The 24,087-nt window shown below is 45.0% G+C and carries 17 protein-coding genes and 1 pseudogene; 10 read left to right on the top strand and 8 right to left on the bottom strand.

Features of this window, described 5'->3' with window-relative positions; all coding sequences use genetic code 11:
• Positions 1-2 precede the first annotated feature (2 nt).
• The 5 genes from JEU20_RS04235 to JEU20_RS04215 all read left to right on the top strand — a co-directional run bounded on the left by JEU20_RS04235 (position 3) and on the right by JEU20_RS04215 (position 8,326).
• A complete protein-coding gene (locus JEU20_RS04235) occupies positions 3-698 on the top strand; it encodes an ABC transporter permease (protein WP_198243803.1) in 696 nt (231 codons plus the stop codon).
• Positions 699-813: 115 nt separating this feature from the next.
• Positions 814-1,803, top strand: a complete 990-nt coding sequence (locus tag JEU20_RS04230) for an efflux RND transporter periplasmic adaptor subunit (protein WP_198243802.1) — start codon at positions 814-816, stop codon at positions 1,801-1,803.
• A 1-nt stretch (position 1,804) separates the two neighbouring features.
• The gene (locus JEU20_RS04225) at positions 1,805-4,927 is read left to right on the top strand and encodes an efflux RND transporter permease subunit (RefSeq protein ID WP_198243801.1); all 3,123 of its coding nucleotides are present in this window, start codon (positions 1,805-1,807) and stop codon (positions 4,925-4,927) included.
• Complete coding sequence (locus tag JEU20_RS04220; protein ID WP_198243800.1) at positions 4,924-6,501, top strand: metallophosphoesterase family protein; 1,578 nt, start codon at positions 4,924-4,926, stop codon at positions 6,499-6,501. Before JEU20_RS04225 ends, JEU20_RS04220 begins: the two co-directional genes overlap by 4 nt.
• A gap of 178 nt (positions 6,502-6,679) precedes the next feature.
• A complete protein-coding gene (locus tag JEU20_RS04215) occupies positions 6,680-8,326 on the top strand; it encodes a tetratricopeptide repeat protein (protein ID WP_214657283.1) in 1,647 nt (548 codons plus the stop codon).
• Positions 8,327-8,479: 153 nt separating this feature from the next.
• Here JEU20_RS04215 and JEU20_RS04210 read toward each other — a convergent pair whose 3' ends face one another.
• Both JEU20_RS04210 and JEU20_RS04205 read right to left on the bottom strand, forming a co-directional pair.
• Complete coding sequence (locus JEU20_RS04210) at positions 8,480-9,352, bottom strand: PEP-CTERM sorting domain-containing protein (RefSeq protein WP_198243798.1); 873 nt, start codon at positions 9,350-9,352, stop codon at positions 8,480-8,482.
• A 440-nt stretch (positions 9,353-9,792) separates the two neighbouring features.
• Positions 9,793-10,482: pseudogene (locus tag JEU20_RS04205) on the bottom strand (IS5 family transposase); the annotation flags it as partial.
• A gap of 65 nt (positions 10,483-10,547) precedes the next feature.
• On the opposite strand from JEU20_RS04205, the gene JEU20_RS15805 reads away from it, so the two are divergent.
• Both JEU20_RS15805 and JEU20_RS15800 read left to right on the top strand, forming a co-directional pair.
• Positions 10,548-11,051 (top strand): transposase, encoded by a 504-nt coding sequence (locus JEU20_RS15805; protein WP_425356675.1) that lies wholly within the window; start codon positions 10,548-10,550, stop codon positions 11,049-11,051.
• Positions 10,979-11,875, top strand: coding sequence for an IS3 family transposase (locus JEU20_RS15800; RefSeq protein WP_425356702.1), 897 nt, complete (start codon positions 10,979-10,981; stop codon positions 11,873-11,875). The genes JEU20_RS15805 and JEU20_RS15800 overlap by 73 nt, the downstream gene beginning before the upstream one ends.
• Positions 11,876-12,077: 202 nt before the next feature.
• On the opposite strand, the gene JEU20_RS04195 is transcribed toward JEU20_RS15800, so the two are convergent.
• The gene (locus JEU20_RS04195) at positions 12,078-12,542 is read right to left on the bottom strand and encodes a response regulator (protein ID WP_198243797.1); all 465 of its coding nucleotides are present in this window, start codon (positions 12,540-12,542) and stop codon (positions 12,078-12,080) included.
• A gap of 121 nt (positions 12,543-12,663) precedes the next feature.
• Here JEU20_RS04195 and JEU20_RS04190 point away from each other — a divergent pair, with 121 nt between their 5' ends.
• The 3 genes from JEU20_RS04190 to JEU20_RS04180 all read left to right on the top strand — a co-directional run bounded on the left by JEU20_RS04190 (position 12,664) and on the right by JEU20_RS04180 (position 16,635).
• On the top strand, positions 12,664-14,229 hold the full coding sequence (locus JEU20_RS04190; protein WP_198243796.1) for a Re/Si-specific NAD(P)(+) transhydrogenase subunit alpha: 1,566 nt from the start codon (positions 12,664-12,666) through the stop codon (positions 14,227-14,229).
• A gap of 11 nt (positions 14,230-14,240) precedes the next feature.
• Positions 14,241-15,632, top strand: a complete 1,392-nt coding sequence (pntB, locus tag JEU20_RS04185; RefSeq protein WP_198243795.1) for a Re/Si-specific NAD(P)(+) transhydrogenase subunit beta — start codon at positions 14,241-14,243, stop codon at positions 15,630-15,632.
• Positions 15,633-15,753: 121 nt separating this feature from the next.
• Complete coding sequence (locus JEU20_RS04180) at positions 15,754-16,635, top strand: DMT family transporter (protein ID WP_198243794.1); 882 nt, start codon at positions 15,754-15,756, stop codon at positions 16,633-16,635.
• 11 nt (positions 16,636-16,646) lie between these two features.
• Here the strand turns inward: JEU20_RS04180 and galU are convergent, their stop codons facing one another.
• The 5 genes from galU to htpG form a co-directional block, all read right to left on the bottom strand.
• Positions 16,647-17,522 carry a UTP--glucose-1-phosphate uridylyltransferase GalU gene (galU, locus tag JEU20_RS04175; protein WP_198243793.1) on the bottom strand — a complete coding sequence of 292 codons (876 nt, stop codon included), beginning with the start codon at positions 17,520-17,522 and terminating at the stop codon, positions 16,647-16,649.
• 363 nt (positions 17,523-17,885) lie between these two features.
• Positions 17,886-18,923, bottom strand: a complete 1,038-nt coding sequence (lpxD, locus tag JEU20_RS04170; RefSeq protein WP_198243792.1) for a UDP-3-O-(3-hydroxymyristoyl)glucosamine N-acyltransferase — start codon at positions 18,921-18,923, stop codon at positions 17,886-17,888.
• A 1-nt stretch (position 18,924) separates the two neighbouring features.
• Entirely contained in the window at positions 18,925-21,150 is a 2,226-nt protein-coding gene (locus tag JEU20_RS04165) for a fused MFS/spermidine synthase (protein WP_198243791.1), read from the bottom strand.
• 27 nt (positions 21,151-21,177) lie between these two features.
• Complete coding sequence (ppnP, locus tag JEU20_RS04160; RefSeq protein WP_198243790.1) at positions 21,178-21,495, bottom strand: pyrimidine/purine nucleoside phosphorylase; 318 nt, start codon at positions 21,493-21,495, stop codon at positions 21,178-21,180.
• Positions 21,496-21,956: 461 nt separating this feature from the next.
• Positions 21,957-23,888: a molecular chaperone HtpG gene (gene htpG, locus JEU20_RS04155; protein WP_198243789.1), complete on the bottom strand. Its 1,932-nt coding sequence runs from the start codon at positions 23,886-23,888 to the stop codon at positions 21,957-21,959.
• Between the last annotated feature and the right edge of the window lie 199 nt (positions 23,889-24,087).

The following is a 24,087-nucleotide window of genomic DNA, read 5'->3' as shown; positions in this document are numbered from 1 at the left end:
TCATGCAGACTATTCAAACCATCCCGCTTGAAAGCCTTGCATTTACATTGATTCCAGTGAGCATAGTTTTGTTGATCATGTTGCACTGGAAAGTCGGTATTGGCCAAAGTGTTTATGCGATTTGTCGCATGCTAATCCAGCTTTTGCTGGTTGGCTATGTGTTGAGTGCTATTTTTGATTCCGATTCGGCCTGGGTGACGCTGGCTATCTTACTCGTGATGCTGCTGTTTTCCAGCTGGATTGCGTTGGGGACGGTAAAACCTGAACGCATCCGTTTGTTTATTAAAACCTTTGTTGCCATTGGTGCAGGTGGTGGTTTTACCTTCTGGATTATTGTCGATCCGGTGTTGAATCTGCAACCCTGGTATCAGGCGCGTTATGCCATACCCTTAGGCGGAATGGTGTTTGCCAACACGATGACCAGCATCAGCCTGGCTGCCGAACGCTTTTATGCTGAACGTGACAAGGGGATAAGTTTTTTGATGGCACGCAATTGCGCGTTTAATACCGCCTTGATCCCAACCCTTAATGCTTTGCTTGCCGTCGGCCTTGTTTCTTTGCCTGGTATGATGACCGGGCAAATTTTATCGGGCACCTCGCCGTTTATCGCGGCGCGTTATCAAATTATGGTTATGATGATGATTTTTGCCTCATCTGGCCTGTCAACGGCGTGTTTTCTCACTTTGTTACGGCGTTGAATTCCGGTTGTTTTTAACTATACTTCTAAGGAAGCGCGAATAAATCAGCGCTTCCCGAATGGATTTCTCCGCTTATTTTGAGTGTTTTTTCTGCAGCTTTCTGGGTGAGGCGATAATGACTGTTTTACGATTTTTCGGCGTAGCGTTCTTGTGCGTGTTTTATTCCATGTCGTTGGTAGCTCAGGAATGGGTGACAGCTGAACCTGCCGTCAGAGGCATAAAAATTACGGGCTTCACCCGGGCGCAGGCAAAAATGCCATTGATTTCCGAAGTGTCTGGCAAGGTGGTTACTGTTTATGCCGATGTGGGTGAGCCGATTCCCCAGTCCGGATTGTTTGCCTGTTTGGACGATGTATTTGTCAAGATTGATATTCAATCGGCGCAAAATGCGATTTCCCGGCATTATGGCGATATTAAATACTTCAAGAAAGAAGTTGAGCGGCATAAAAAACTGGTCAGAAAACAAACATCAGCCGTCACTGTGCTGGATAATCTGGAGCGTAAGTTGAACGAAGCGCGCCATTTAGCCGCGATTGAGAGCTTACGTAAAAAGCGCCTGCAAGAATTAAAAAAACGACATTGTATCAAGGCACCGCCTGGATGGTTAGTGACGAAACGTGATATAGAGCCCGGTCAATGGGTCAATGAAGGCCAGGTTTTAGGCGAGGCGGGTAATTATCAGCAATTAAGCATCCCATTAACCTTGTCTTTACCCGAACTACAGGCTTTGAAAGCTGAGGCAGCATCATTAAAACTGTTTTTTCCGGATATTGGCGTGACGGTACCGGCAAAAATCGATCATATTTCGCCCGCCTTTGACGAAAAAACTCGTAAGATTCGAGTTGATTTACGGATTGAAAAATTCCCTTCCACGATTCAAGGCGGTATGCGCTGCGAGTTGACGTTAAATATAGCCGACCAAAAAAGCCAGGTCTTTACTGTGCCTAAACAGGCTATTGAAGAACGCTTTGAAGAATACTGGCTGCAACGCAAAGACGGCAAACGCATTCGAGTGAAGTTATTGAGCAGCCTGAACAATGAGCGAGTACAAATCCGTTCAACGGAAATACGCGTTGGCGATCAATTCAAGCGCTTGAAAAAATAATATGAATGCCTTAGGCCGTTTTTCACTGGAGCAAAAGGTCTTTTTTAACCTGCTGTTCATTTTATTGATGATTGCCGGCTGTTTTGCCATGTTTGCGCTACCCACCGAGCGTTATCCCGACATTAACATGGCAAAAGTCAAAATCGTCACCGATTACCCCGGTGCTTCGCCGGTGGATGTCGAAACCCTAGTGACGCGAAAACTGGAAGAAGCCATCGAAGATATTGAAAATATCGAATGGATTTCTTCATCTTCCCAGGCCGAGCATTCCTATATCACCGTCAAATTCGTCGATGACAGCGATTACAAAGCGTTATATGACGAAATTCGTTTTAATATTCTTAATGCCAAAAAGGATTTGCCCGACCAAGCCCTGCAACCGCAGATAGATGAAGTCACCATGGGAGTTATGGTTCCGGTAATCGTGATCAATTTAGGCGGCAATCATGAGAACCGGGCGCTGGCATTGATGGCGGATCAAATCAAAGCCTCCTTGAAAAAAATCAATGGCGTCAAGAAAGTATTGGTGTTGGGGAAACTGGAGCGGGAGTTCCATGTTTATCTGAACCCTGAACGCTTACGATTTTACGGTATCAGCTTTAACGAAGTAGCGACGGCACTGCAACAAATCAATATTTCCGTCACGGCTGGCAAATTAGAGTCTGGCAAAGAAGAATTTTTGATCAAAGTCGATGAAAAATTCCAGGATCGGGATACCTTGTTGAATGCTGTTATTCGCCGTGATGGTGATGGTAGTTTTATTCGTCTGGCAGATTTGACCAGCCAAATGGGGTTTGATTATCGCAATCCCAGTGTGATTTCCACGATCAATGGTAAAAATGCCATTGCTTTGCATGTGATAAAAACGCCCGAAGGCAGTGCGCTGGCCATTAAAAAAGATGTTTTACAAGTACTGGAAACTTTTAAACCTCTCATTGATGCCGAACAGCTTGATGTTATTTTAACGCAGGACTCTTCTATTCGGATTAACGATGGGCTGTCCACGCTGGGCTGGAATTTTGTTGTCGGCATGTTTCTGGTGGCATTTATTTCCTGGTATTTTATGGGATTTCGCAATGCCGGTCTGATCAGTATTGGTATCCCATTTTCATTTTTATTTACCATGTTGTTAATGCATGTATTGCATTACAGCTTTAATGAATTGACTTTATTCACCTTTGTCCTGGTGTCGGGCATTATTGTCGATGATGCCATTGTCGTGACAGAAAATATCTATCGATATATCCAAAAAGGTTACCAAACCTACGAAGCCATTGTCGAAGGGGTCGGGGAAGTGGCTTTGCCGGTTTTATCCTCGACTTTGACGACGATTGCGGCATTTTTACCCCTGTTTCTGATGTCAGGGCCGACCGGTCAGTTTTTTGTGCAGATTCCGGCGATTGTCTGTTTTGCGCTGGTTGCCTCGCTGTTTGAATGTTTTTTTATACTGCCAGTGCATTATCTGGATTTCGGCCCACAAAAGGCCAAAATGTTGTCGCACCGGCTGGAAGAAGATAATTTTATCGTCGCCTTTTTACGGCGGCTAACTCAGCGGGTACTGAACTGGACACTGACTTTTCGTAAAACGACGATTGTGTCAATTCTGGTTTTGTTTGTCTTGTCAATCGGCATCATGTTCGTTTCTATTACCGGCATTTTGCCGCTGGTTAAAACCCAGTTTTTTCCAGCAGATTATGGTGTGTACTTTATTGATATCCGCGGGGAGCCTAACGCATCATTGGCAGAAATGGACAAGCAGGTCAGAGCAATATCAACAGCCATTCTCAAGGAAGGGCCGGATAAGATTGAGTCAGCAGTCGGTATGGCTGGAACCATAATGAATGATGATTATGAATTCATCAATGGCAACAACTTGGGCCTGGTTATTGTGACCTTGCCATCTAAGGACAAAAGATCAATCAATGACCCAATTCAATATCTGGAAGAAGTCAGGGAAAAACTGAAAAACCAGTTTGAAAAAGAAGGTTTTGTATTACATGTTCACCCTCTTAAAGAACAGCCACCAGCCGGTAAACCCGTTAATATAAAAATACTGGGCGATGACAGCGAGAAGGTTAATGCGCTGGCAGACAAGATTTTGGCTTTTTTACAATCACAGCCTGATATTGCGCCTTATCTGATCGAGATGGAAAATAACAAAGGATTGCCAAAGCGCCTTTATCATTTTGATGTCCAGCAAGACCGGGTGAAAGAATATAACTTGAACAGTCAGGACGTGGCAAGATTGGCAGGCAGTGTGCTGGACGGGCGTTATATTGGTCAATATCGGGCCAGAGACGAGGAGATTGATTTAAAGCTGTATTACGATAAAATGCGTCTTTACACCCCAGAGCAGGCATTGCTGGTGCCCGTTGTAGAAAGTGCCACCCGACCCATTTTACTGGGTGATTTGGTCGAACTCAGGCAGGAACAAGAGCCGGGGGAATTACATCGTTATCACGGTCAACGAGCCGTCAGCATTAAATCCGATTTAAAAACAGGTGCGCCGGTTTCCGCCAATTCCGTTGTCAATGCGGTCAGTCAATACTATGCCACGATTCGCGATCAATACCCAGGGGTGACGATCTTGTTCAGTGGCGAATATGAAAGCACGCAAAAATCCTATCAATCACTGCTGTTTGCATTTCTTATTGCCATGATGATGATTTATATCATTCTGGCAACACAGTTTCAGTCCTATATGCAGCCGGCCATTATTTTGTTTGCGGTATTGTTTGCCATTATTGGCATCGTCTTTGGCAAGTTTTTGGCACAATCTTTGTTTACCATCAACAGCTTCATCGCCATCATTGGTGTGATTGGTGTTGTCGTCAATGATGCGCTGGTGTTGATCGAATTTATGAATAAAGGCTATCGGACTGGCTTGAGCCGACGCGAAGCAATTGAGCAGGCTATTCAAATTCGTTTAAGGCCGATTATTCTGACTACCTTGACTACCTTTTTAGGACTGTTGCCGATGGCCTTGGGGATTCCCAGTTATTCCATCGTTTGGGGCGCAATGGCGTCGACGTTTGTCTGCGGGTTAGGCGTGGCGACGCTATTGACCTTATGGGTGGCGCCGGTTGTTTGGGATTTGATTAAGGAAAGGGAAGAAAAAGCATGAGTTTTGATATTGGTTTGACTAACCATTTGCTCAAAATACTTGATCCCAGCGTGAGTATTGCCGGGCTTGGGCAAGGAAAAGCCGACAGGATGCGGCTGCAGCTACTGTTAAAAAAACTGACAGTGATGGAAGCTATGCTGCATGCACCTGAATCCAGACTGCAACCATTGCAAACACTCAGTCAACAACTGGAACAACAAGACGGTCATACGCTAATCGCACCTTACTATCAACGCCTACGCCATTATTTTGAAACCAAGCCTTGGCTGCTCATTACAATTCCCTCGGGACGTGATCGCTGCATCGACAAAATACTGTGTGACCCGGAGCTGGTTGGTTTTTATGGCAAAAGCCAGGAGCACATGACAGGTGCAATTTTGCAACTAGACAAACCCTATCAACAGGATATGGCCGTAATGGATATTCATCCAGCCTTGCATGGATTGCTCGCCCGACGGCTGGAATGGCCCGGGCTGTTTATTTTGATACCGGGGGCGGAAGTGGTTTTTTTACCGCTTCATTCGCAAGGATATATGGAAATTGACATTGAGGCGCGTCTGCAATGGGTCTTTAATAAGCTGTATGCCGATCAGGGTCTGAATCTGGCCGTGTTATCGGTTCAGTATCAACAGGCGTTTTCTGAAGCGTATGAACAACAGGAAAAAACACTGCATATTTTGCAGTTAAGTGACTTGGCCATTGGCTCTCGCGCAACGGCTTTTCGGCTGTCGCAGTTAAAACACTGCATTCGGATATTGATTGATGAACTTGGCGAAAACAGCCGTATTGTTCCCGTTATTAGCGGAAATTTACTGGCTAGTCCTGGCGAAGAGCATGTGGACGAAGTACGACAATTTTGGCGTTTTTTGGAAACACTGGGGATTGAAACGCCGCTATTTGTGTTTGGCCGACGCGATGTGCGTAACGATGGCAATATCAACGAAGGGTACCGCACGGCAATTAGCTTTCAAACCGCCAAGGTTTGCTGGTTTGAGCAACAAAAGTTGGCGATAATCAGCCTGAACAGCGTGATGCATGGCAATTTGCCAGACGGTGCGATCGGACAGGAACAGATTGAAACGATTGAACATGAAATAAGCCGTCAGGAAAATAGTGAGGATTATCGTTTTATTATCCTGATGCACCATGCGCCCGTGTGGTTTGATACCCAATCCATCAGCCCGGAAAGCCGAGATTTTTATCAAACAGTATATCGGGTAGATACGCTGCCGACTGCCAACCCCATTAAAAACCATGAATTATTACAAGCCTTTGTCGAAAAAAATTCGATAGAGGCTTGTTTGCAAGGTAGCTCTCCTGTGTCACATAGCGCAATCTTGCAAAATAATATTGCAATCATAGTCTGCGGCCCTTCTGCTGGTACGCCATCAAAATACGATGGCCGGGTGTATTTTAATCTGAATATTTTAAGCCTCAATACCGCCAATCAGAAAAAAATACTGCGCTTGGTTGCTTTTGCCGCAGATAGCCTCACCCCCCGCCATTTAATTCGACATGAACGCATTGTAAATTTTTCTGACACTGATGAGATGGTGGACTTTGGCAGGTTGTAATGCTTGTTCTTCGTCATTCCTAGGTGTGTAATTTAAGACCCAGAGATCATGAGGCTTAAACTTGTATATCTCTCAATGGTGTCAGTTGCAGAAGAGATATAATGCTACTATTCTAACTTGTAGAATGCTTATCAGGTTAGAGTGATATTCAATGATTTAAAAACACAGGAATTCAATGATGAATATTAAAAAACAAAGATTGATGCTGCTTCTCACTATCCTTTGCGGCAGTTATTCAGCTTATGCTGCACTTTATAATGAGGCTGATAAAGAACAGCAGGACGAGCTGTTTAATATGCCGTCGTTACTCCAACAGCCGCAAGAGTTTGAGCAAGAAAAGGCGAGGCAGCAGTTAGGTGAAAATTATCGGCAGATTCTGCAATTAATTAAGCAAAATAAATGGGATGAAGCCAAACAAAAATTGGCCAATTTGATTCAAGATGATCCCAAACAGGCAATTTATTATAATTTGAAAGCATTACTCGCTATTTTAGATAAACAGCCTGATGAAGCGGAAAAGTACTATCAAAAAGCCCTGAGTGTGAAGTCGGATAATGCCCAGGCTTTAGTTGGGTTAGCTAAACTAAAATTAGATAGCAAACAATATGACCAGGCAAAAAGATATATACAACAAGCACAAAAAATCCAACCGAAGGCATTGATTATTTATCAGGTTTTAGCGGACATTGCACTGCAACAAGAAGGGCTTAAGGCTGCTGAAAAAGTGCTGTTAAATGCCAAACAAACGCTGAAAGATAATACGGATGCACAGGTCGAAATTGGTCAAATGTTAGGGAGAATGTATTTGACCGAGAAGAAACCGGATAAAGTAGAGTCTCTGGCAACCGATTTAGTCAAACGCTATCCAGAAAACCTTGCCGCGCTTTCGTTTTTAGCCGAAGCTCAAGTAGTCAATCAGCATTTAGCGGCAGCAGAGCAAACGCTACGCCAGATAATTGCCAAACACCCCAAGGATGTGAAGCATCGCTTTTTACTCGCCAGATTATTGAGTCAACAAAATGACAAGGCTGATGAGGTCACCGCTTTACTTGATGAAGCCGCAAGTAATCTAAAAAATCCAAATTTGATATTGGCATATAAAACCGCTTTTTTGCTTAAACAAAAGCAATTTGACCAGGCACTGTTCATTGCCCAACAGGTTAAAGAGCAATCTCCAGACATCAGCGTTGGCAACATTTTGTTAGGCAATGTTTATGTAGCGCAGAAAAAATATCAACAGGCACTCAAAAATTATCAGCGTGCCTATCAGATTAGCCCGGCCATTAAAATACTGGATCGTATCGTTAGTATTTATTCACTTCAACACAAACCGGATGAAGCGATTTCGTTCTTGAAGAGCGAATTGGATAAGTATCCAGATAATGGTCAGATTCGTTTCCGGCTGGCGAATGCCTATCAAAAGGCTGAAAAATATGACCAGGCAGGCCAATATTATCAGGCATTACTCGTAAAACAGCCCGATAATCCAATAATCTTGAACAACCTGGCCTGGTCACTTTATCAACAAGGCAATGCTAAAGCCCTGGGTTTTGCAAAAAAAGCCTACGAAAAAGCACCTGATTCTGTGGCAATCGCCGATACGTATGGAGTGATTCTTTTAAAATATGGCGATAAGCAACAGGCTTTAAAAATTCTCAAACAGGTGGCAGCTAAGTCTAGCATGCCAGAAATCCAGTTACATTTGACTGAAGCCTATTATGCGAACGGTAACAGGGAAACAGCGATAAAAATTTTACAGGAATTAGTTAATACTTATGGTTCGGAACTGCCGGAAGCAATAGGTCATTTACAAGAATGGCAATGAGTTTTGCTCTCAGTAGTTCAGGCTCGACCTGATTTACTGATTTTTCAGAAATGACTTTCAGGTCGAATTTGAATTAATTCATTTTTTGAGTGCAAAAAAACCTGACAGTTGTTTAGGACTGTCAGGCTTCAAGCTATTCCTTTCAGGATCTGTTTATGCTTTCCGGCGCAATGCACCCCCTAAACCAAATAATACAGAACTCAACAAAGCAAGAGTGCTTGGTTCAGGAACATTAAAAGCTAAACTTCCATCATGAGTTCCACCAACAGTTAAAATGTTTCCAACTAGACTCTCGACGCTCGGTTGATTTAGATTCTGATCAATTACAAAAGTAAAATCTAATGCCGGCACACATTCTGCCAACCCTCTAAAGCTGATGTCACCAGCACAACTGGCCCCACCTTGAATATTAAATAGGCTATCGTATGTATTTCCTGTATTAAGTGAAAAATCCAAGGTACCAAATATCAATAAATTTGAATTATTATCCAAGTCGCTTCCAGTAACATTCAATCTCATAGCTTGCTCTGTTGAAGCAATACCCCCCAACCCATCGAACTTTACAAAAAGCATATCAATATAACCGCCATTATAGATGACATCACCTACATCAGTGCCGTTAATAACCGAAGCCACCTGACCAATCAAATTAAATTCAAACGTTAATCCCCAGTCATTTGCGGCAGCAAATGAAGTATTACTGAATCCGTAGTCTGCACCCGATGGATTCAATCCTGTGACAGCATTCACTGAAAAACCATCAGTTGAATAGCCTCCAGTGGTAACTAAAGTATCCCCTACATCCAGGCCTGCTCCTCCTGCTGAAGCCAAGTCAATAGCTGTATGAGATTGATATTTGACAGTTAATTCATTTGCATCTGAGGTGCAGGTAGGACAATTTGTTGCATCAGAAAAGCCATTACCGACACCAGTTCCATTTAAATCAATATAAAAGGGTGTTGCTTGCACACTCATTGCAGCGGCACTCAGTGTAGAAACGAGTATTGTTTGTTTAAAAAAATTCATTTTTTTTCTCCGAAATAATTTTAATTAAGACAAAAATAATAAAGCACAAAGGGTGCCAATATTGTAAGTCATTGTTTTTTAGTGGAATTAAGTCATTCTATATGAATTTACATCCAGAAGTGTAAAAAAAAATGACACTTAAATTGTTGTTAAAGACTTGAATCTGTGATTTCAATGTGGATAGAAGGATGAGTAAAAAATCTTAGCTTTGCTTGGAGGTTAAACAGGTGCTTCCAATCCGTGATGGTTCAATGAGAGTTTGTTACCAATGGTGTAGTGGAAATTTCACCAAAATAAGGGTTTATAATTCTACAATATTTTTCAGGTCTTGATGTACAAGAGGTTGAAAAGATATGGTTCGTAAACTTTTTGCGAAAATCGCTCGGCTTTGTTGCATAAATAATCCACAGCGTACTCTTTTCTTAAATTCCAGTCTTTATTCATGAAACAGAATAACTTTCAGGCATACCCAGGCCTGTCATTTTATTCATTGCGCCGACGCGGAGATACGCCTCAACCATCTGAGCCGCAAAGGTCCGGTTTTTTAATTGGCCACTAAAGAGCGTTTTGATGCGAAACATAGCCGTTTCAGCCAGGCTGCGTTGATGATAACCACTTTCTTGTTTCCATGCCTTTCTCCCGATTTCAGCGCAACGTTGAACAATCGCTGTTCTTGGATGAGTTCTCCCATCTTCATCACTCGGCCATTCCACCGCCCCTTCCCGCGGCGGTATCAATGCATCGGCGCCTTTGTTACGAATCGCCTGATGACACTGGATCGTATCATAAGCGCCATCCGCCGCCACACTGGCAACTTGGTCGTGTTCATCCAGCTGCTCTAATAAATCCGGCAAGACTTCGGAATCACCAACAAAATTAGCCGTCATCTCAACTGCCACGACTTCCTGCGTTTGTGCATCAACCATGATATGGAGTTTACGCCAGGTTCTGCGCTTGCTGGCACCATGTTTGCGAACTTTCCACTCGCCTTCACCGTAGACTTTTAAGCCGGTCGAATCGACGACTAAGTGTCTTGGCGTTCGACTGCTTGAACGAGGCAGCCGAACCTCCAGAGTTTGCTGGCGGCGACTTAATGTACTGTAATGAGGAATCTGGATAGACAGCTTTAATAACTGGACTAACCCCCTATGTCAACATACCTGTCGCCTAGGAAATTTTAAATCAGGAGACAAAAATGAGCGTATTTAGCCAAGAATTTAAAGTACAATCAGTAGAAAAAGCATTATCCAGAAGACCAGAACAATCGCTAAAGCAAATTGCAGTTACTTTAGGTGTGGGTTACTCCACACTTCAAAAATGGATTCGGTTAGCTAAGAAAAATCAACTCGAAAAAACAGAGTCAAACATGTCAAAAGAAAAAAGCCCTCAAGATTGGAATACAGTAGAACGTTTTGAAGCCATTGTTCATTGTCATCATCTCACCGATGATCAGGCTAGCGCCTATTGTCGTGAACAAGGCATCTACTTACATCATCTAAATACCTGGAAAGCGGAATTTTTGTCAGAATCTAAATCAACAGAATCCGTATATAAACAGGCGCAAACAAAACTCAAACAAGAAAACAAGCGTTTGCATAAGGAGCTAAACCGCAAAGAGAAAGCGTTATCAGAAACAGCGGCTTTACTGGTGTTATCAAAAAAAGTGCCAAGCGATCTGGGGGAAAAGGCGGCCGATTAATCGCCTACTCAGATCGCCAACACTACAGCGCACTCATTGATGAAGCCGTTGACAATGGAGCGCGGCAGAAATTAGCCTGTGAACTGGTGGGTATATCAGCTCGAACCTATCAGCGTTGGAACCGGGGAGAAGGACTCTCAGAAGACCTACGACTGCACAATACAGCGCCTGTGCACAATCAATTATCCGAGGCCATCAAGCAAGAAATCATCACCGTGATTAATAAACCGGAATACAGCGCTTTAACGCCGCATCAAATCGTTCCGAGGTTATTGGATTTGGGCTGCTATCTCGCATCAGAATCAACCTTTTATCGTGTCATGAAAGCCCACAACCAGCTTAAGCACAGAGCTAAAGGAGCCGCAGGTCAGCATAATAAACCGCAGTCACTCAAAGCCACACAGGCCAATCAAATCTACTCGTGGGATATTACGTATTTATTAAGCCCCGTCAAAGGGCAGTATTTTTACCTCTACATGGTGATGGACATCTATAGTCGGAAAATCGTAGGCTGGCAAGTTCATGATGCCGAATCAAGCGCACACGCTGCTGATTTGATCGAAGATATCGCTCGCCGGGAAAACATCGACAAAAAGCAATTGGTGATACATTCTGACAACGGCAGTCCGATGAAAGGCGCAACATTAAGGGCCAAATTGGTCGATTTAGACATTGCCACGTCGTTCAGCAGACCTCGTGTCAGTAATGATAATCCTTATTCAGAATCGTTATTTAAAACAGTCAAATATCATCATACCTTTCCAGAAAACCCTTTTAAAACATTAAGCGAAGCCAGGAACTGGGTTGAAGCTTTCGTTTGTTAGTTCAACAATGAACATCAACACAGTGCGCTCAAGTTTGTAACACCCAACCAACGCCATAACGGCTTAGACAGCGCCGTACTCGAAAAAAGAAAACGAGTCATCGAGCAAGCAAAAAGAGACAATCCAGAGCGATGGAATGGACGACAAACACGAAATTTAACGCCCATTGGCCATGTTTATCTTAATCCGGATAAGGAAAATTTCAACACAACAGAATGTCAAGCAGCTTAATAAAATTCATTTCGTAAATTATTGCAAAAAATGCGACAGGTTGGTTGACATTTAGCGGTTTTTGTCGCATATCATAAATACGCTCCATCGCAATAATGGTTAATTGCAAACGCGAAAGATTCAAAGGCTTGATCAAATAAGCATCGCCACCGGCCAATATGCCATCGGCAAAACTCTCATCGGTGTCTTTAGCGCTGAAAAAAACAATAGGAAACCAATCATCCTGTTTGATTTTACGAATCATACGCGTCGCTTCCACGCCATTCATTTCCGGCATTTCCACATCCATTAAAATCAAATCTACCGTATTTTTAGCGATATATTCCAGACATTGCCGCCCATTTTCAGCAAATACGACATCATGTCCCATACTTTGGGTACATGCCCCGACCATGTTCCGGATACTCCTACTGTCATCAACAATTAAAATTTTCATTCATCTGCATCTAATCTTTCTTAGTTTTCATTGTAGCGGAAAATTACGAGCATAAAACATTGAAATAAATCACCTTATCTCTTATGCTGGCATAGACCTTCATAAATGCCCAGGAGAGCTTATGAAAATTGGTATCCCAAAAGAAATACACAAGGGCGAACAGCGTGTCGCCGCAACCCCGGACTCTGCCGCAAAACTGATCAAGCTCGGTTTTGATGTCATACTGGAAACTCAGGCCGGTGTCGGCGCTGATATTCCCGATGCTGCCTACGAGGAAGTTGGTGTCAAAATAGAAAAAGACGTGAATAAACTCTGGCGTGATGCCGATATTATTCTCAAAGTCAGGGCTCCACAAAAGCACACGGCATTAAAATATGATGAAGTTGATTTAATGCATGAGGGCCAGGTTTTGATCAGCTTTATCTGGCCGGCACAGAATAAAAAACTCTTAGAACGACTGGCGGCTAAAAAAGTGACCGTGCTGGCTGTTGACAGCATTCCTCGGCTGTCCCGCGCTCAGAAAATGGATGCCTTGAGCTCAATGGCTAATATTGCAGGCTACCGCGCTGTCGTTGAAGCGGCACAGCATTTTGGCCGCTTTTTTACCGGTCAGATCACGGCGGCCGGTAGAATCCCGCCGGCCAAAGTGCTCGTAATAGGCGCCGGTGTCGCAGGTCTTGCCGCAATTGGCGCGGCAAAAAGCCTCGGCGCTGTGGTTCGGGCTTTCGATACGCGACCGGAAGTTAAAGAACAAATCGAAAGCATGGATGCCGAATTTTTAATGCTCGATGTTGAAGAAGATGGTTCCGGTAGCGGCGGTTATGCCAAAACCATGTCGGAAGAATTTATTAAGGCTGAGATGGCACTGTTTGCCGAACAAGCTAAAGACGTCGACATTATCATCACGACAGCATTGATTCCGGGTAAGCCAGCGCCAACACTCATCACCGAGGAAATGGTAAAGTCCATGAAGCCTGGCAGCGTCATCGTCGATTTAGCCGCTGAACAAGGCGGTAACTGTGCCTTGACCAAAAAGGACAGGATCGTCACCGAACACGGCGTCACCATTATCGGCTACACCAACCTGCCCAGTCGCATGGCAAATCAAGCCAGCCAGCTTTACGGCACTAATCTCAGACATTTGTTGGCTGATTTATGCCCGAAGAAAAACGGCAAGCTGGTCATCAATATGGACGATGAGGTTATCCGCGGTGCCACCGTCATTAAAGAAGGCCAGATCACCTGGCCGCCACCGCCCCCCAAACTCAGCGCCGCACCGCAAAAGGCGGAAGCGGCTAAACCCAAAACTGAGGAAGCACCACCTGAACCCAAACCTGCACTACCGGAAGGAGTCAAGCAGCTGTTATTATTAGGTGCGTTGGCAGGCGCATTGTATGGAATAGGCTCGGTCGCGCCAGAGTCGTTCATGGCGCATTTTACCGTATTCGTTTTAACCTGTTTCGTGGGCTATCAAGTCATCTGGAATGTCACGCCATCGCTGCATACGCCACTGATGAGCGTTACTAATGCCATTAGCGGCATCATTATCATCGGCGCGATTCTACAGATATCGTCCCCCGGCTTTATGATTACGTTATTATCTGGACTTGCCGTGCTGATCGCCTCGATTAATATTGCCGGCGGCTTCCTGGTGACCCGTCGCATGCTTGAAATGTTCAGGAAATAGGAGAAATTATCATGTCACAAGGTCTTGTTACAATGTCATACATTGTCGCTTCTATTCTGTTCATTTTAAGCCTGAGCGGACTCAGTAATCAGGAAACCGCACGCCGTGGTAATTATTACGGTATGGCGGGTATGCTGATTGCGATTATCGCAACATTGCTGAGTGAATCGGTCACAGCTTACGCCATCTTGATCGTCGCTTTATTGATTGGTGGTTTTATCGGTGCTAAAGCTGCATTTAAAGTCGAAATGACACAAATGCCGGAACTGGTCGCCATTATGCATAGCCTGGTCGGGATGGCCGCAGTACTGGTCGGCTACGCTAACTTCATCGACCACAGCAGCACCTTAAGCGGCGTCGAAAAAACAATTCATGAGGTGGAAATCTATGTCGGCGTTCTGATTGGCGCGATCACCTTTTCCGGCTCGGTCATCGCGTTTGGAAAATTATGCGGAAAAATCAGTGGTAAACCGATTTTATTACCCGGCCGCCATCTGCTCAATCTGGGCATGATCGCACTGTTCATCTGGCTGGGCAATCTGTTCCTGACCGGCGCTGAAACAGGCGGTGGTTTGTGGCCATTGATTTTTATGACCCTGATTGCATTCGCTTTCGGCGTACACATGGTCATGGCAATAGGTGGTGCCGACATGCCAGTAGTCGTTTCCATGTTAAACAGTTATTCCGGCTGGGCCGCAGCAGCCACAGGCTTTATGCTGAGCAATGATCTGCTGATTGTCACCGGCGCATTGGTCGGCAGCAGCGGTGCTATCTTGAGCTATATCATGTGCCGCGCCATGAACCGGCATTTTCTCAGCGTTATCGCCGGTGGTTTTGGCAGTGATAATGCCGGTGAAGCCGCCGAAGTTGAAGGTGAAGTACAATCGGTCGATACCGCCGATGTCGTCGATATGTTGCGTGATGCAAAAAATATCGTCATCATCCCAGGCTATGGAATGGCCGTAGCGCAAGCGCAGCATACCGTCTATGAAATCACTAAGCTGCTGCGCGAACAGAACAAACAGGTTCGCTTCGCCATTCATCCGGTGGCCGGACGCATGCCTGGTCATATGAATGTTTTGCTGGCAGAAGCTAAAGTGCCGTACGACATTGTCTATGAAATGGAAGAAATCAACGAGGACTTTCCGAATGTCGATGTCACCCTGGTTATCGGCGCTAACGATATCGTCAACCCTTCTGCATTGGACGACCCAAACAGCCCGATTGCCGGCATGCCGGTACTGGAATGCTGGAAAGGCAAAGCCACCATTGTCTTAAAACGCAGCATGGCCGCCGGTTACGCCGGTGTCGGTAACCCTTTGTTTGTGCATGAAAACACCCGTATGTTATTTGGCGATGCCAATGAAAGCTTACAGGCTGTTTTGAAGGGTTTGCAACAGTGATGTAACATCTCTTTCCTCCCGTCATACCCACCATCTAAACCGGTATGACGGGTGTTATCCCATCCGATTACCTCCCTCTCAGGTAACGCCGTTATAATATATGGATTTATCTGAGGATTAAATGCGCGTATTTTTAGCTTATATCAGCGTTATTCTGCTTTGGGCGACCACACCATTAGCCATTAAATGGAGCGCGGAAGGCGCGGGATTTGTGTTTGGCGCAGCCTCTCGCATGCTGATTGGCTTTATTTGCGTCGCTCTGATTTTATTACTGCGGCGGCAAAAGCTACCTTTTCATTCAAAAGCCAGGCAAACCTATCTGGCCATTGCATTACAAATCTTTGGCGCCATGATAGCGGTATATTGGGCCTCGCGGCTGATTCCTTCCGGCTGGATTTCGGTTATTTTTGGCCTGACGCCATTCATTACAGCATTTATGGCGGCACTGGTTTTAAATGAAAAAAGCTTAAGTATCGGCAAAATAACGTCTTATCTTTTAGGCACCGGTGGATTGGCGATGATGTTCAGCTCAGCATTGGAACTGAGTCCGCAGGCAATTGCCGGCATGCTCGGCGTATTACTGGCAGCGACCTTGCACGCTGCCAGCGCTGTCTGGGTCAAAAAAATAGATGCTCACTTACCGGCCATGACACAGGTCTCGGGCGGTTTGTTATTCGCCATGCCACTGTATTTATTAAGCTGGTATACACTGGAACAGGGGCAACTACCCGCTAGCATCAGTTGGCGTGCGGCGACGGCCATCCTTTATTTAGGCGTTGTCGCGACCACCTTTGGTTTCGCCATGTATTACTATGTGCTGATTCATCTGCCTGCAACCAACGTGGCCTTTATCACGATTATTTCGCCCGTTATGGCCTTATATCTGGGTTACAGCATCAATCACGAACCGATAACACCTAAAGTGATGCTGGGCACGGCGCTGATTTTAAGTGCATTATTACTGCATCAGTTTTTTGATCGCCGCAGTCGGCAATTACGCTGACACGACTCGGATTAAAGCGTCATGCTCCGCAAATACGCAATAAATTCGTCTTTAATATCGTCATGCAATAAAGCGTGTTCCACATTAGCGATGACATAACCTAATTTAGAGCCACAATCATAGCGATTGCCTTCAAACTGATACGACAGCACCGGCTCATCATTCATCAGGTCGGCAATCGCATCGGTCAATTGAATCTCACCGCCGGCACCACGCTGGGTCTTTTCCAGTTTGTCAAAAATCGCCGGCGTCAGAATATAACGCCCGACCACAGCCAGGTTTGACGGTGCCTGTTCCGGCTTCGGTTTTTCGACAATGGTTTGTAATTTTCCAACCCGCTCCCCGGCTTGTTCAATCTCGACGATACCGTATTTATCGGTTTCACTCGGATCGACCGGCTCAACCCCTAAAATACTGTGCGACTGTTGCTCAAACAATGCTGTCATTTGCGCCATACAACCGCGATCGGCATCTTCGATTAAATCATCAGCCAAAATGACGGCAAACGGCTCATCGCCGACAACCGGCCGCGCGCATAATACGGCATGCCCTAGTCCTAAGGCTTCTGACTGACGGATAAAGACGCAAGAAATATGCTCGGGAATCATGTTTCGCAACATTTCCAACAGCTTGGTTTTACCGCTTTTTTCCAGCTCCATTTCCAGCTCATAAGCCTTATCGAAATGATCCGGAATCGCGCGTTTGTTGCGCCCGGTCACAAAAACCATGGTGTCGATACCAGCCGCAACGGCTTCCTCTACCGCATATTGAATCAACGGCTTATCCACAATCGGTAACATTTCTTTGGGACTGGCCTTAGTGGCCGGTAAAAACCGAGTACCGAGACCGGCGACGGGGAAAACAGCTTTGCTAATTTTTGGTTTCATAATATGTATCGTTATCCTGTTTAAATCATGAACTGATATTACGCAGACGTAACTTGTATGATGAATTTACGGCCGAGTTAATCCTAACATGTAGGGGCAATTCATGAATTGCCCCTACGGAATGGCGATACGAATGATCGCTCTGTTCGATAATGATTTCAGTCAAGAATCGCTATCCTGTTTAAATTACAAATAATGGTATCTACTCACCCCCTCTAAAAAGCAGGTGTAGGTTGTTGATTTATCAGGCTTGCATAACAGGGATGTTATGCAGAACTACATGGATGTATTCACGTGTCCTGATAAATCAATGACCTACTCCGGCTAAAACACAACCGGGTGAGCAGTTACAAATAATGTTGGTTACTTTTCCTGCTCGAGTTTGCTGACCCGTAGTTGCAGTGCTTTAAAGGCTTTTAACACTTCGGGCAATTTACTCAAAGCCGCCAGTTCTTTCCACGCCACTTTACGGTCTTTCGCCGGACTGCCCCAGACCTGGGTGCCGGCTTTGACATCTTGCGAAACGCCGGAACGAGCCATGACGACGGCCTGCTGGCCTATTTTGACGTGATCGGCAATGCCAGAGCTGCCGGCTAAAATCGCCCCATCCTCAATCACACATGACCCTGAAATCCCCGACTGCCCACAAATAATCACATTCCGTCCGACCTGGTTGTTATGCCCTAACTGCACCAGGTTATCGATTTTACTGCCGGCCCCGATCACGGTCGAGCCTAGCGCACCCCGGTCAATACAGGTATTGGCACCTATTTCCACATGATCGGCAATTACCACATTGCCCACATGTGGTACTTTAACATGTTGATTATTACGGTATTTATAGCCAAATCCATCTGCCGCGATAACCGCACCGGAATGAATAATGACATGGTCGCCGATCACCGTGTTGTCGTAAATCACCGCATTGGGATAGATTTTGCAATGCTGACCAATGTTGACATTGCGTCCGATATGCACGCCAGGATGAATTTCACTGTAATCACCAATTTGGCTGTCTTGCCCAATCGTCGCAAAGGCGCCGATATAAAGCGCGTGCCCGAGGCTGGCTGAATCTGCAATATCGGCCTTATCAGAGATAGTTTTATTGAATTCAATATCTGGATGCAACAGTCTGACGGCTTCAAGGAACGCCATTTCAGGGTCCGCACATACCAGTAAAGTTATATGCTCCGGCACTTGCTCCGGAATCAGCTTGGGGCTGATAAAGCAAGCCGAGGCTTTGCAATCGACCAGATATTTTTTGTATTTAGCGTCACTGAGGACCGTCACCTGCCCTTGTTCAGCATGCATAATATCGGCGGCCGAATAAATATGCTCCGTCGTATTTTTACCCTGTATGTCGGCCTCGCACAGCGTAGCCAATTGTTCAATGCTTATCATATTATTTCCAGATTTCCACGATGTTAGTAAAATCATCGGTCCATGATTTCATATCAAAATATAGCGGTAATTTCTGCCATTTGCCAAGTCGGCTTTGTTGCAAGGCTTCAAGACGTCTGGCATCTTTTGACATCACCACCCAGTCGGTCGCCACAATCAGCGAAATCGCATCGGCAGGCGGTTTAAATTCCTGAATCAACGCTGCCAGTTTCAGTTTTTGAGCATGGTCAGCCAGCACTTTTTTGAGTGCCAAATGCCGGTTGGTAATATGAAAAGCCAGAATGCCATCAGCCTTTAACTTGGCAAAATACAAATCCATAGCCTCCTGCGTCAACAAATGCGTAGGCACTGAATCCGAACTGAAGGCATCCAAAATCAATAAATCAAACTGCTGATCAGGCTCATGCTGCAATGACAGTCGCGCATCGCCGACAATAATCGGCGCTGATGGCGCGCATTGACTCAAGTAACTGAAATATTTTGGGGTTTTGGCAATCTTGATAACTAACGGATCAATCTCATAAAAACGCCAGTTTTGTGTGGGTTTGGCATAACAGGCCAGCGCACCCGCCCCTAATCCCACTGAAGCGATCGACCAGTGCGCGTCCTGGCTGTCATACACTTTAAACAACTGTCCCATCGGCCCCGGTTTGCTGTAATAGGTGTAAGGCGTTGTGACATAAGGCGGTTTTAAGCGCTGTGCGCCGTGTTTGGTCGTACCATGGAACAGTTCGTGATATTTTTCCGGCCGCTGCTGTTCATCCAGCATCACCGCTTCTCGCACCGAAAAAACGCCGAAGAAGCTGCGCTCCTGGTACAAAGTATTGGATAGTAAGCTGTGTAGGCCATGACTGAAAAACAAAATCAAACCGGTCAAAAGCGCCAGGCTGAGCGGCTGCTGTCTGAAGGCATAAGTCACTCCGGCCAATAAAATCAGCACCACACCGATACTGTCCAGATAAGCCGGTAACTGATCGGTGCTGAAATAAACCACAAAACCAGCAATAAGTATCAATGCCGGCAACCACAACTGACCCCGCCAGTGCTGGCCGAAAAACCCCGGCCGTAACATCAACGCTGCCACAATCATGATTGGATATTCATAAACCCCGTCAAACACAAACGGTGCGACAAACGTGTTGAACATACCACCTAACATGCCCGCAAATGACATAATCAGGTAAAAATCGGTTAAATGCCGGGTATGCGGCCTGTTTTTGGCCAGCTCTCCATGACACACCATAATAGCCATAAAAAAAGCCAACAGATGCAACAACAGATTCAACCAATAAGGCAAGACCGCTGGATTGATAAAAGAAAACGCAATAAAGGGCAACAAAATGACCGGCTGCGCGGCCAACATGAAGGGATGAATCCTCGGCGCCCAGTTAGAAAAGACCAGAACAAACGACAGCAAATATAAAGTCAGCGGAATAATCCACAACAGCGGCACCGAAGCAATATCGGTACTGATGAAGTTGGTCAGTCCCAGCAGCAAACTGGAGGGCACAAAAGCCAACGCCAGCCAATACAAGCGGGTTTGATAATTCAGCGTCGGCGCGTCATCCGTCGCAGACTCGAAGCTCGCATCAGCCGTTTGGCTGCGCCATAAGGCCCAGGCGCAAAAAGCAATCAACAGAATCAATAAGGCATAGCCCAGTGACCAGATAAATTGTTGTTGTGCCAGGCCAATATTTGGCTCAATGATAAAGGGATAACTCAACAAGGCCAACAAACTGCCTGCATTGCTGGCGGCATACAGATAATACGGATCATCGCTAGTATGATGACCGACACGGGAAAACCATTTTTGCAATAAGGGCGCAGTAGTTGACACCACAAAAAATGGCAGGCCGATGGCGATAAATAGAACCGCTACCAGCCAAAATGTCGGATTAGACTCGGTTGGTGGCGTAATCCCCTCGGGCAATGCCACCGGCAAAGCGATCAGACTCAACACAATAATGGCCAGATGAATCTGAATCTGGCGCCGGGTTTCGAGCCTGCCGGATAAAAAGTGGGCATAGAGATAGCCCAAAAACAATACCATCTGATAAAACACCATGCAGGTGTTCCAAACGGCTGGCGTTCCCCCTAATAATGGCAATAATAATTTGCCGAACATCGGCTGTACGACAAACATCAGTGTTGCACTGATAAATAGGGTTCCGGCAAACAGTATCATCCGGGCATAACTTTTGTCTTCAGGTGACTGGACTGTATTCATGCTTTTTCTGACTGTCTATAAAGGGCTTTAAGCGTTGATAAAGGAACAACAATAATCGACCGGCGTCATGGCTTTTACGCTAAACTGACTATTGGCCGGCACATAAAACTGCTCACCTGCGTTGAATACTTGCCAATCATCCTGTCCTGGTAATAACGCATGTAACTCACCGTCTAAAACTTCCATCCGTTCTTTATCCACTGTATTAAAATGGTATTCCCCCGGCAACATGAAGCCTAATGTTTTGGTGCTGCCATCGGTAAATTTGAGCGTCCGACTGCTGACATTGCCATCAAAGTAGACATTGGCTTTTTTAACCACGGTTACATTGTTAAATTCGGTCATTTTTCGGTCTCCAAAATAGTCGCAGTATATCATCAGGCGACCGAATTCAACCCAGCCTTGCTACAAAAACCAATAAATCATTGTTGAATATAGTCTTTGTATATAGACAAGAGCATACTAATGATTCATTTTTTTATCGAGAGTAAGGGGGAAGGTTAAATGCTTGGAACCTGCCCAAGATTATTACGAATCACTGTAATTTGTGTACAGATGACGCACAAAAGCCAGAGTTTGTACGAAACAGGAAGATTTCGAGTATAAAACCTAAGCTAAAACAATAGCAGTGGCTCAGAGGTCTTAAACAGGTTCCAGTAATGGGTTAAATAGTTGTTTTGGCAGGATGGGTAGAGCTGACCGCCCGCACCCACCCTGACCAGTAATGCTAAAAATAATTATATATCAATATGTTACGCACTCAAAAAATCATATAAGATACAGAGCAAATTAGATATTATTTCAGCTTATTTTTTCAATAAATCACGCAATAAAACATTCAACTTATGCACGAATGCCGCAGGATCATCAAGCTGCCCGCCTTCGCTTAAAATGGCCTGATCAAACAGAATTTGCACAATATCGGCAAAACGTGCGTCATCCTGTTCTTCCTTCAATGCCGTGACAATTTCATGCTGCGGGTTGATTTCCAAAATCGGTTTAGTTCCCCCTATACCCAGCATATTCAGGTTTTGTCCGGCTTCTTTCATAATGCGTTCCATATTCAAGCTCATATCATGCGCTTCGGTAACTAGGCAGGCGGGTGAATCGGTCAAACGATGACTGACTTTCACATCCTTGATTTTATCGCCCAACACGTCTTTAATCTGCTTCAGTACCGATTCAAATTCCTTGCTGACTTCTTCCTGCTGTTTCTTCTCCTCTTCCGACTCGAATTTATCCAGATCCAGTTCACCTTTAGCAATCGATTGCAACGGTTTACCATCAAATTCGGTCAAACTAGACACCAGCCACTCATCAATTTTGTCAGACAATAACAGTACTTCAATGCCTTTCTTACGGAAGATTTCCAGATGCGGGCTGTTTTTAGCCGCAGCAAAGCTGTCGGCTGTAATGTAATAGATTTTGTCCTGCCCTTCCTTCATGCGGCTGACATAATCTTCCAGCGATACATCCTGTTTGGGCTGATCACTCTGAGTTGAAGAAAAACGCAATAATTTGGCGATGCGCTCGCGATTTTTGATGTCTTCGATAACGCCTTCTTTCATCACATTGCCAAACTGCTCCCAGAATTGCGCATATTTTTCAGGCTCATCTTTGACCAACGATTCCAATAACCCTAAGACTTTTTTCACAGCGCCAGCTTTGATTACATTGATCTGCTTGCTTTGCTGCAATATTTCGCGCGACACATTCAATGGCAAAGAGTCGGTATCAATCACACCGCGCACGAAACGCAAATAACGCGGCATCAATTTCTCGGCGTCATCGGTGATAAAGACTTTTTTCACATACAGCTTGACGCCATGTTTAGCGTCGCGATCCCATAAATCAAATGGCGCTTTAGCTGGAATATACAGCAACAGTGTATATTCCACATTACCTTCCACCCGGCTATGAACATAGGCTAAAGGATCCTGGAAGTCATGGCCGACATGTTTGTAAAATTCGTTATATTCTTCTTCGCTGATCTCCTCTTTCGGCAAGGTCCACAACGCCGACGCACTGTTGACTACTTCTTCCTCAACTCGAGCCGGCGCCGTTTCATTGCCTTCGTCATCTTTTTCTGCCGGAATTTCACGATCCATCACGATGGGCACAGAGATATGATCGGAGAACTTTTTGATAATGCTACGTAACCGAAATTCATCCAGAAACTCATCCTCACCTTCTTTCAGATGCAGAATCACATCAGTGCCATGTGTGGCTTTTTCGGCTGATTCCAAGGTGTACTCACCTTTACCTTCCGATTCCCAACGCACAGCTTCTTTTTCGCCCGCTTTGCGCGTAATCAGCGTCACCTTATCCGCCACGATAAAGGCAGAGTAGAAACCCACGCCGAATTGCCCAATCAGCTCGCTGTCTTTGGCCTGGTCACCGGTCAGTTTTTCGAAAAATTCTTTGGTGCCTGATTTGGCGATGGTGCCGATATGTTTTTGCACCTCTTCGCGCGTCATACCAATACCATTATCCGACACGGTAATGGTTCTAGCATCCTTATCGACAGAGACTTTGATTTTCAGATCGCTGTCACCTTCATACAGGCTATCATCAGCCAGTGCCTCAAAACGCAATTTATCGATCGCATCCGAGGCATTGGAAATCAATTCCCGTAAAAAAATCTCCTTGTTGCTATACAAGGAGTGGATCATCAGGTCTAACAGATGCTTGACTTCTGTTTGAAAGCCTAAGGTTTCTTTTTGGGTTTCAACACTCATGGTTTTTCTCTTTCCTATTAAAAAATAACGAATCGCTTCGCAATATGGGGGTCAACAAAAAAATTTCAAGGGTAGAAAATTATCAATCCACAACTATACTCTTCAAACATGACTTTTATTATTATCCCAGCCGCCTCTTTGTCGTCAATGGAATGACAACTTTGAAAAAATGTGTATTAAAAGGCCATAGCGGTATTTT

The sequence above is a fragment of the methane-oxidizing endosymbiont of Gigantopelta aegis genome (assembly GCF_016097405.1).
Classification (GTDB): Bacteria; Pseudomonadota; Gammaproteobacteria; order Methylococcales; family Methylomonadaceae; genus Methylomarinum.
This window is presented reverse-complemented; position numbering and strand designations above follow the sequence as displayed.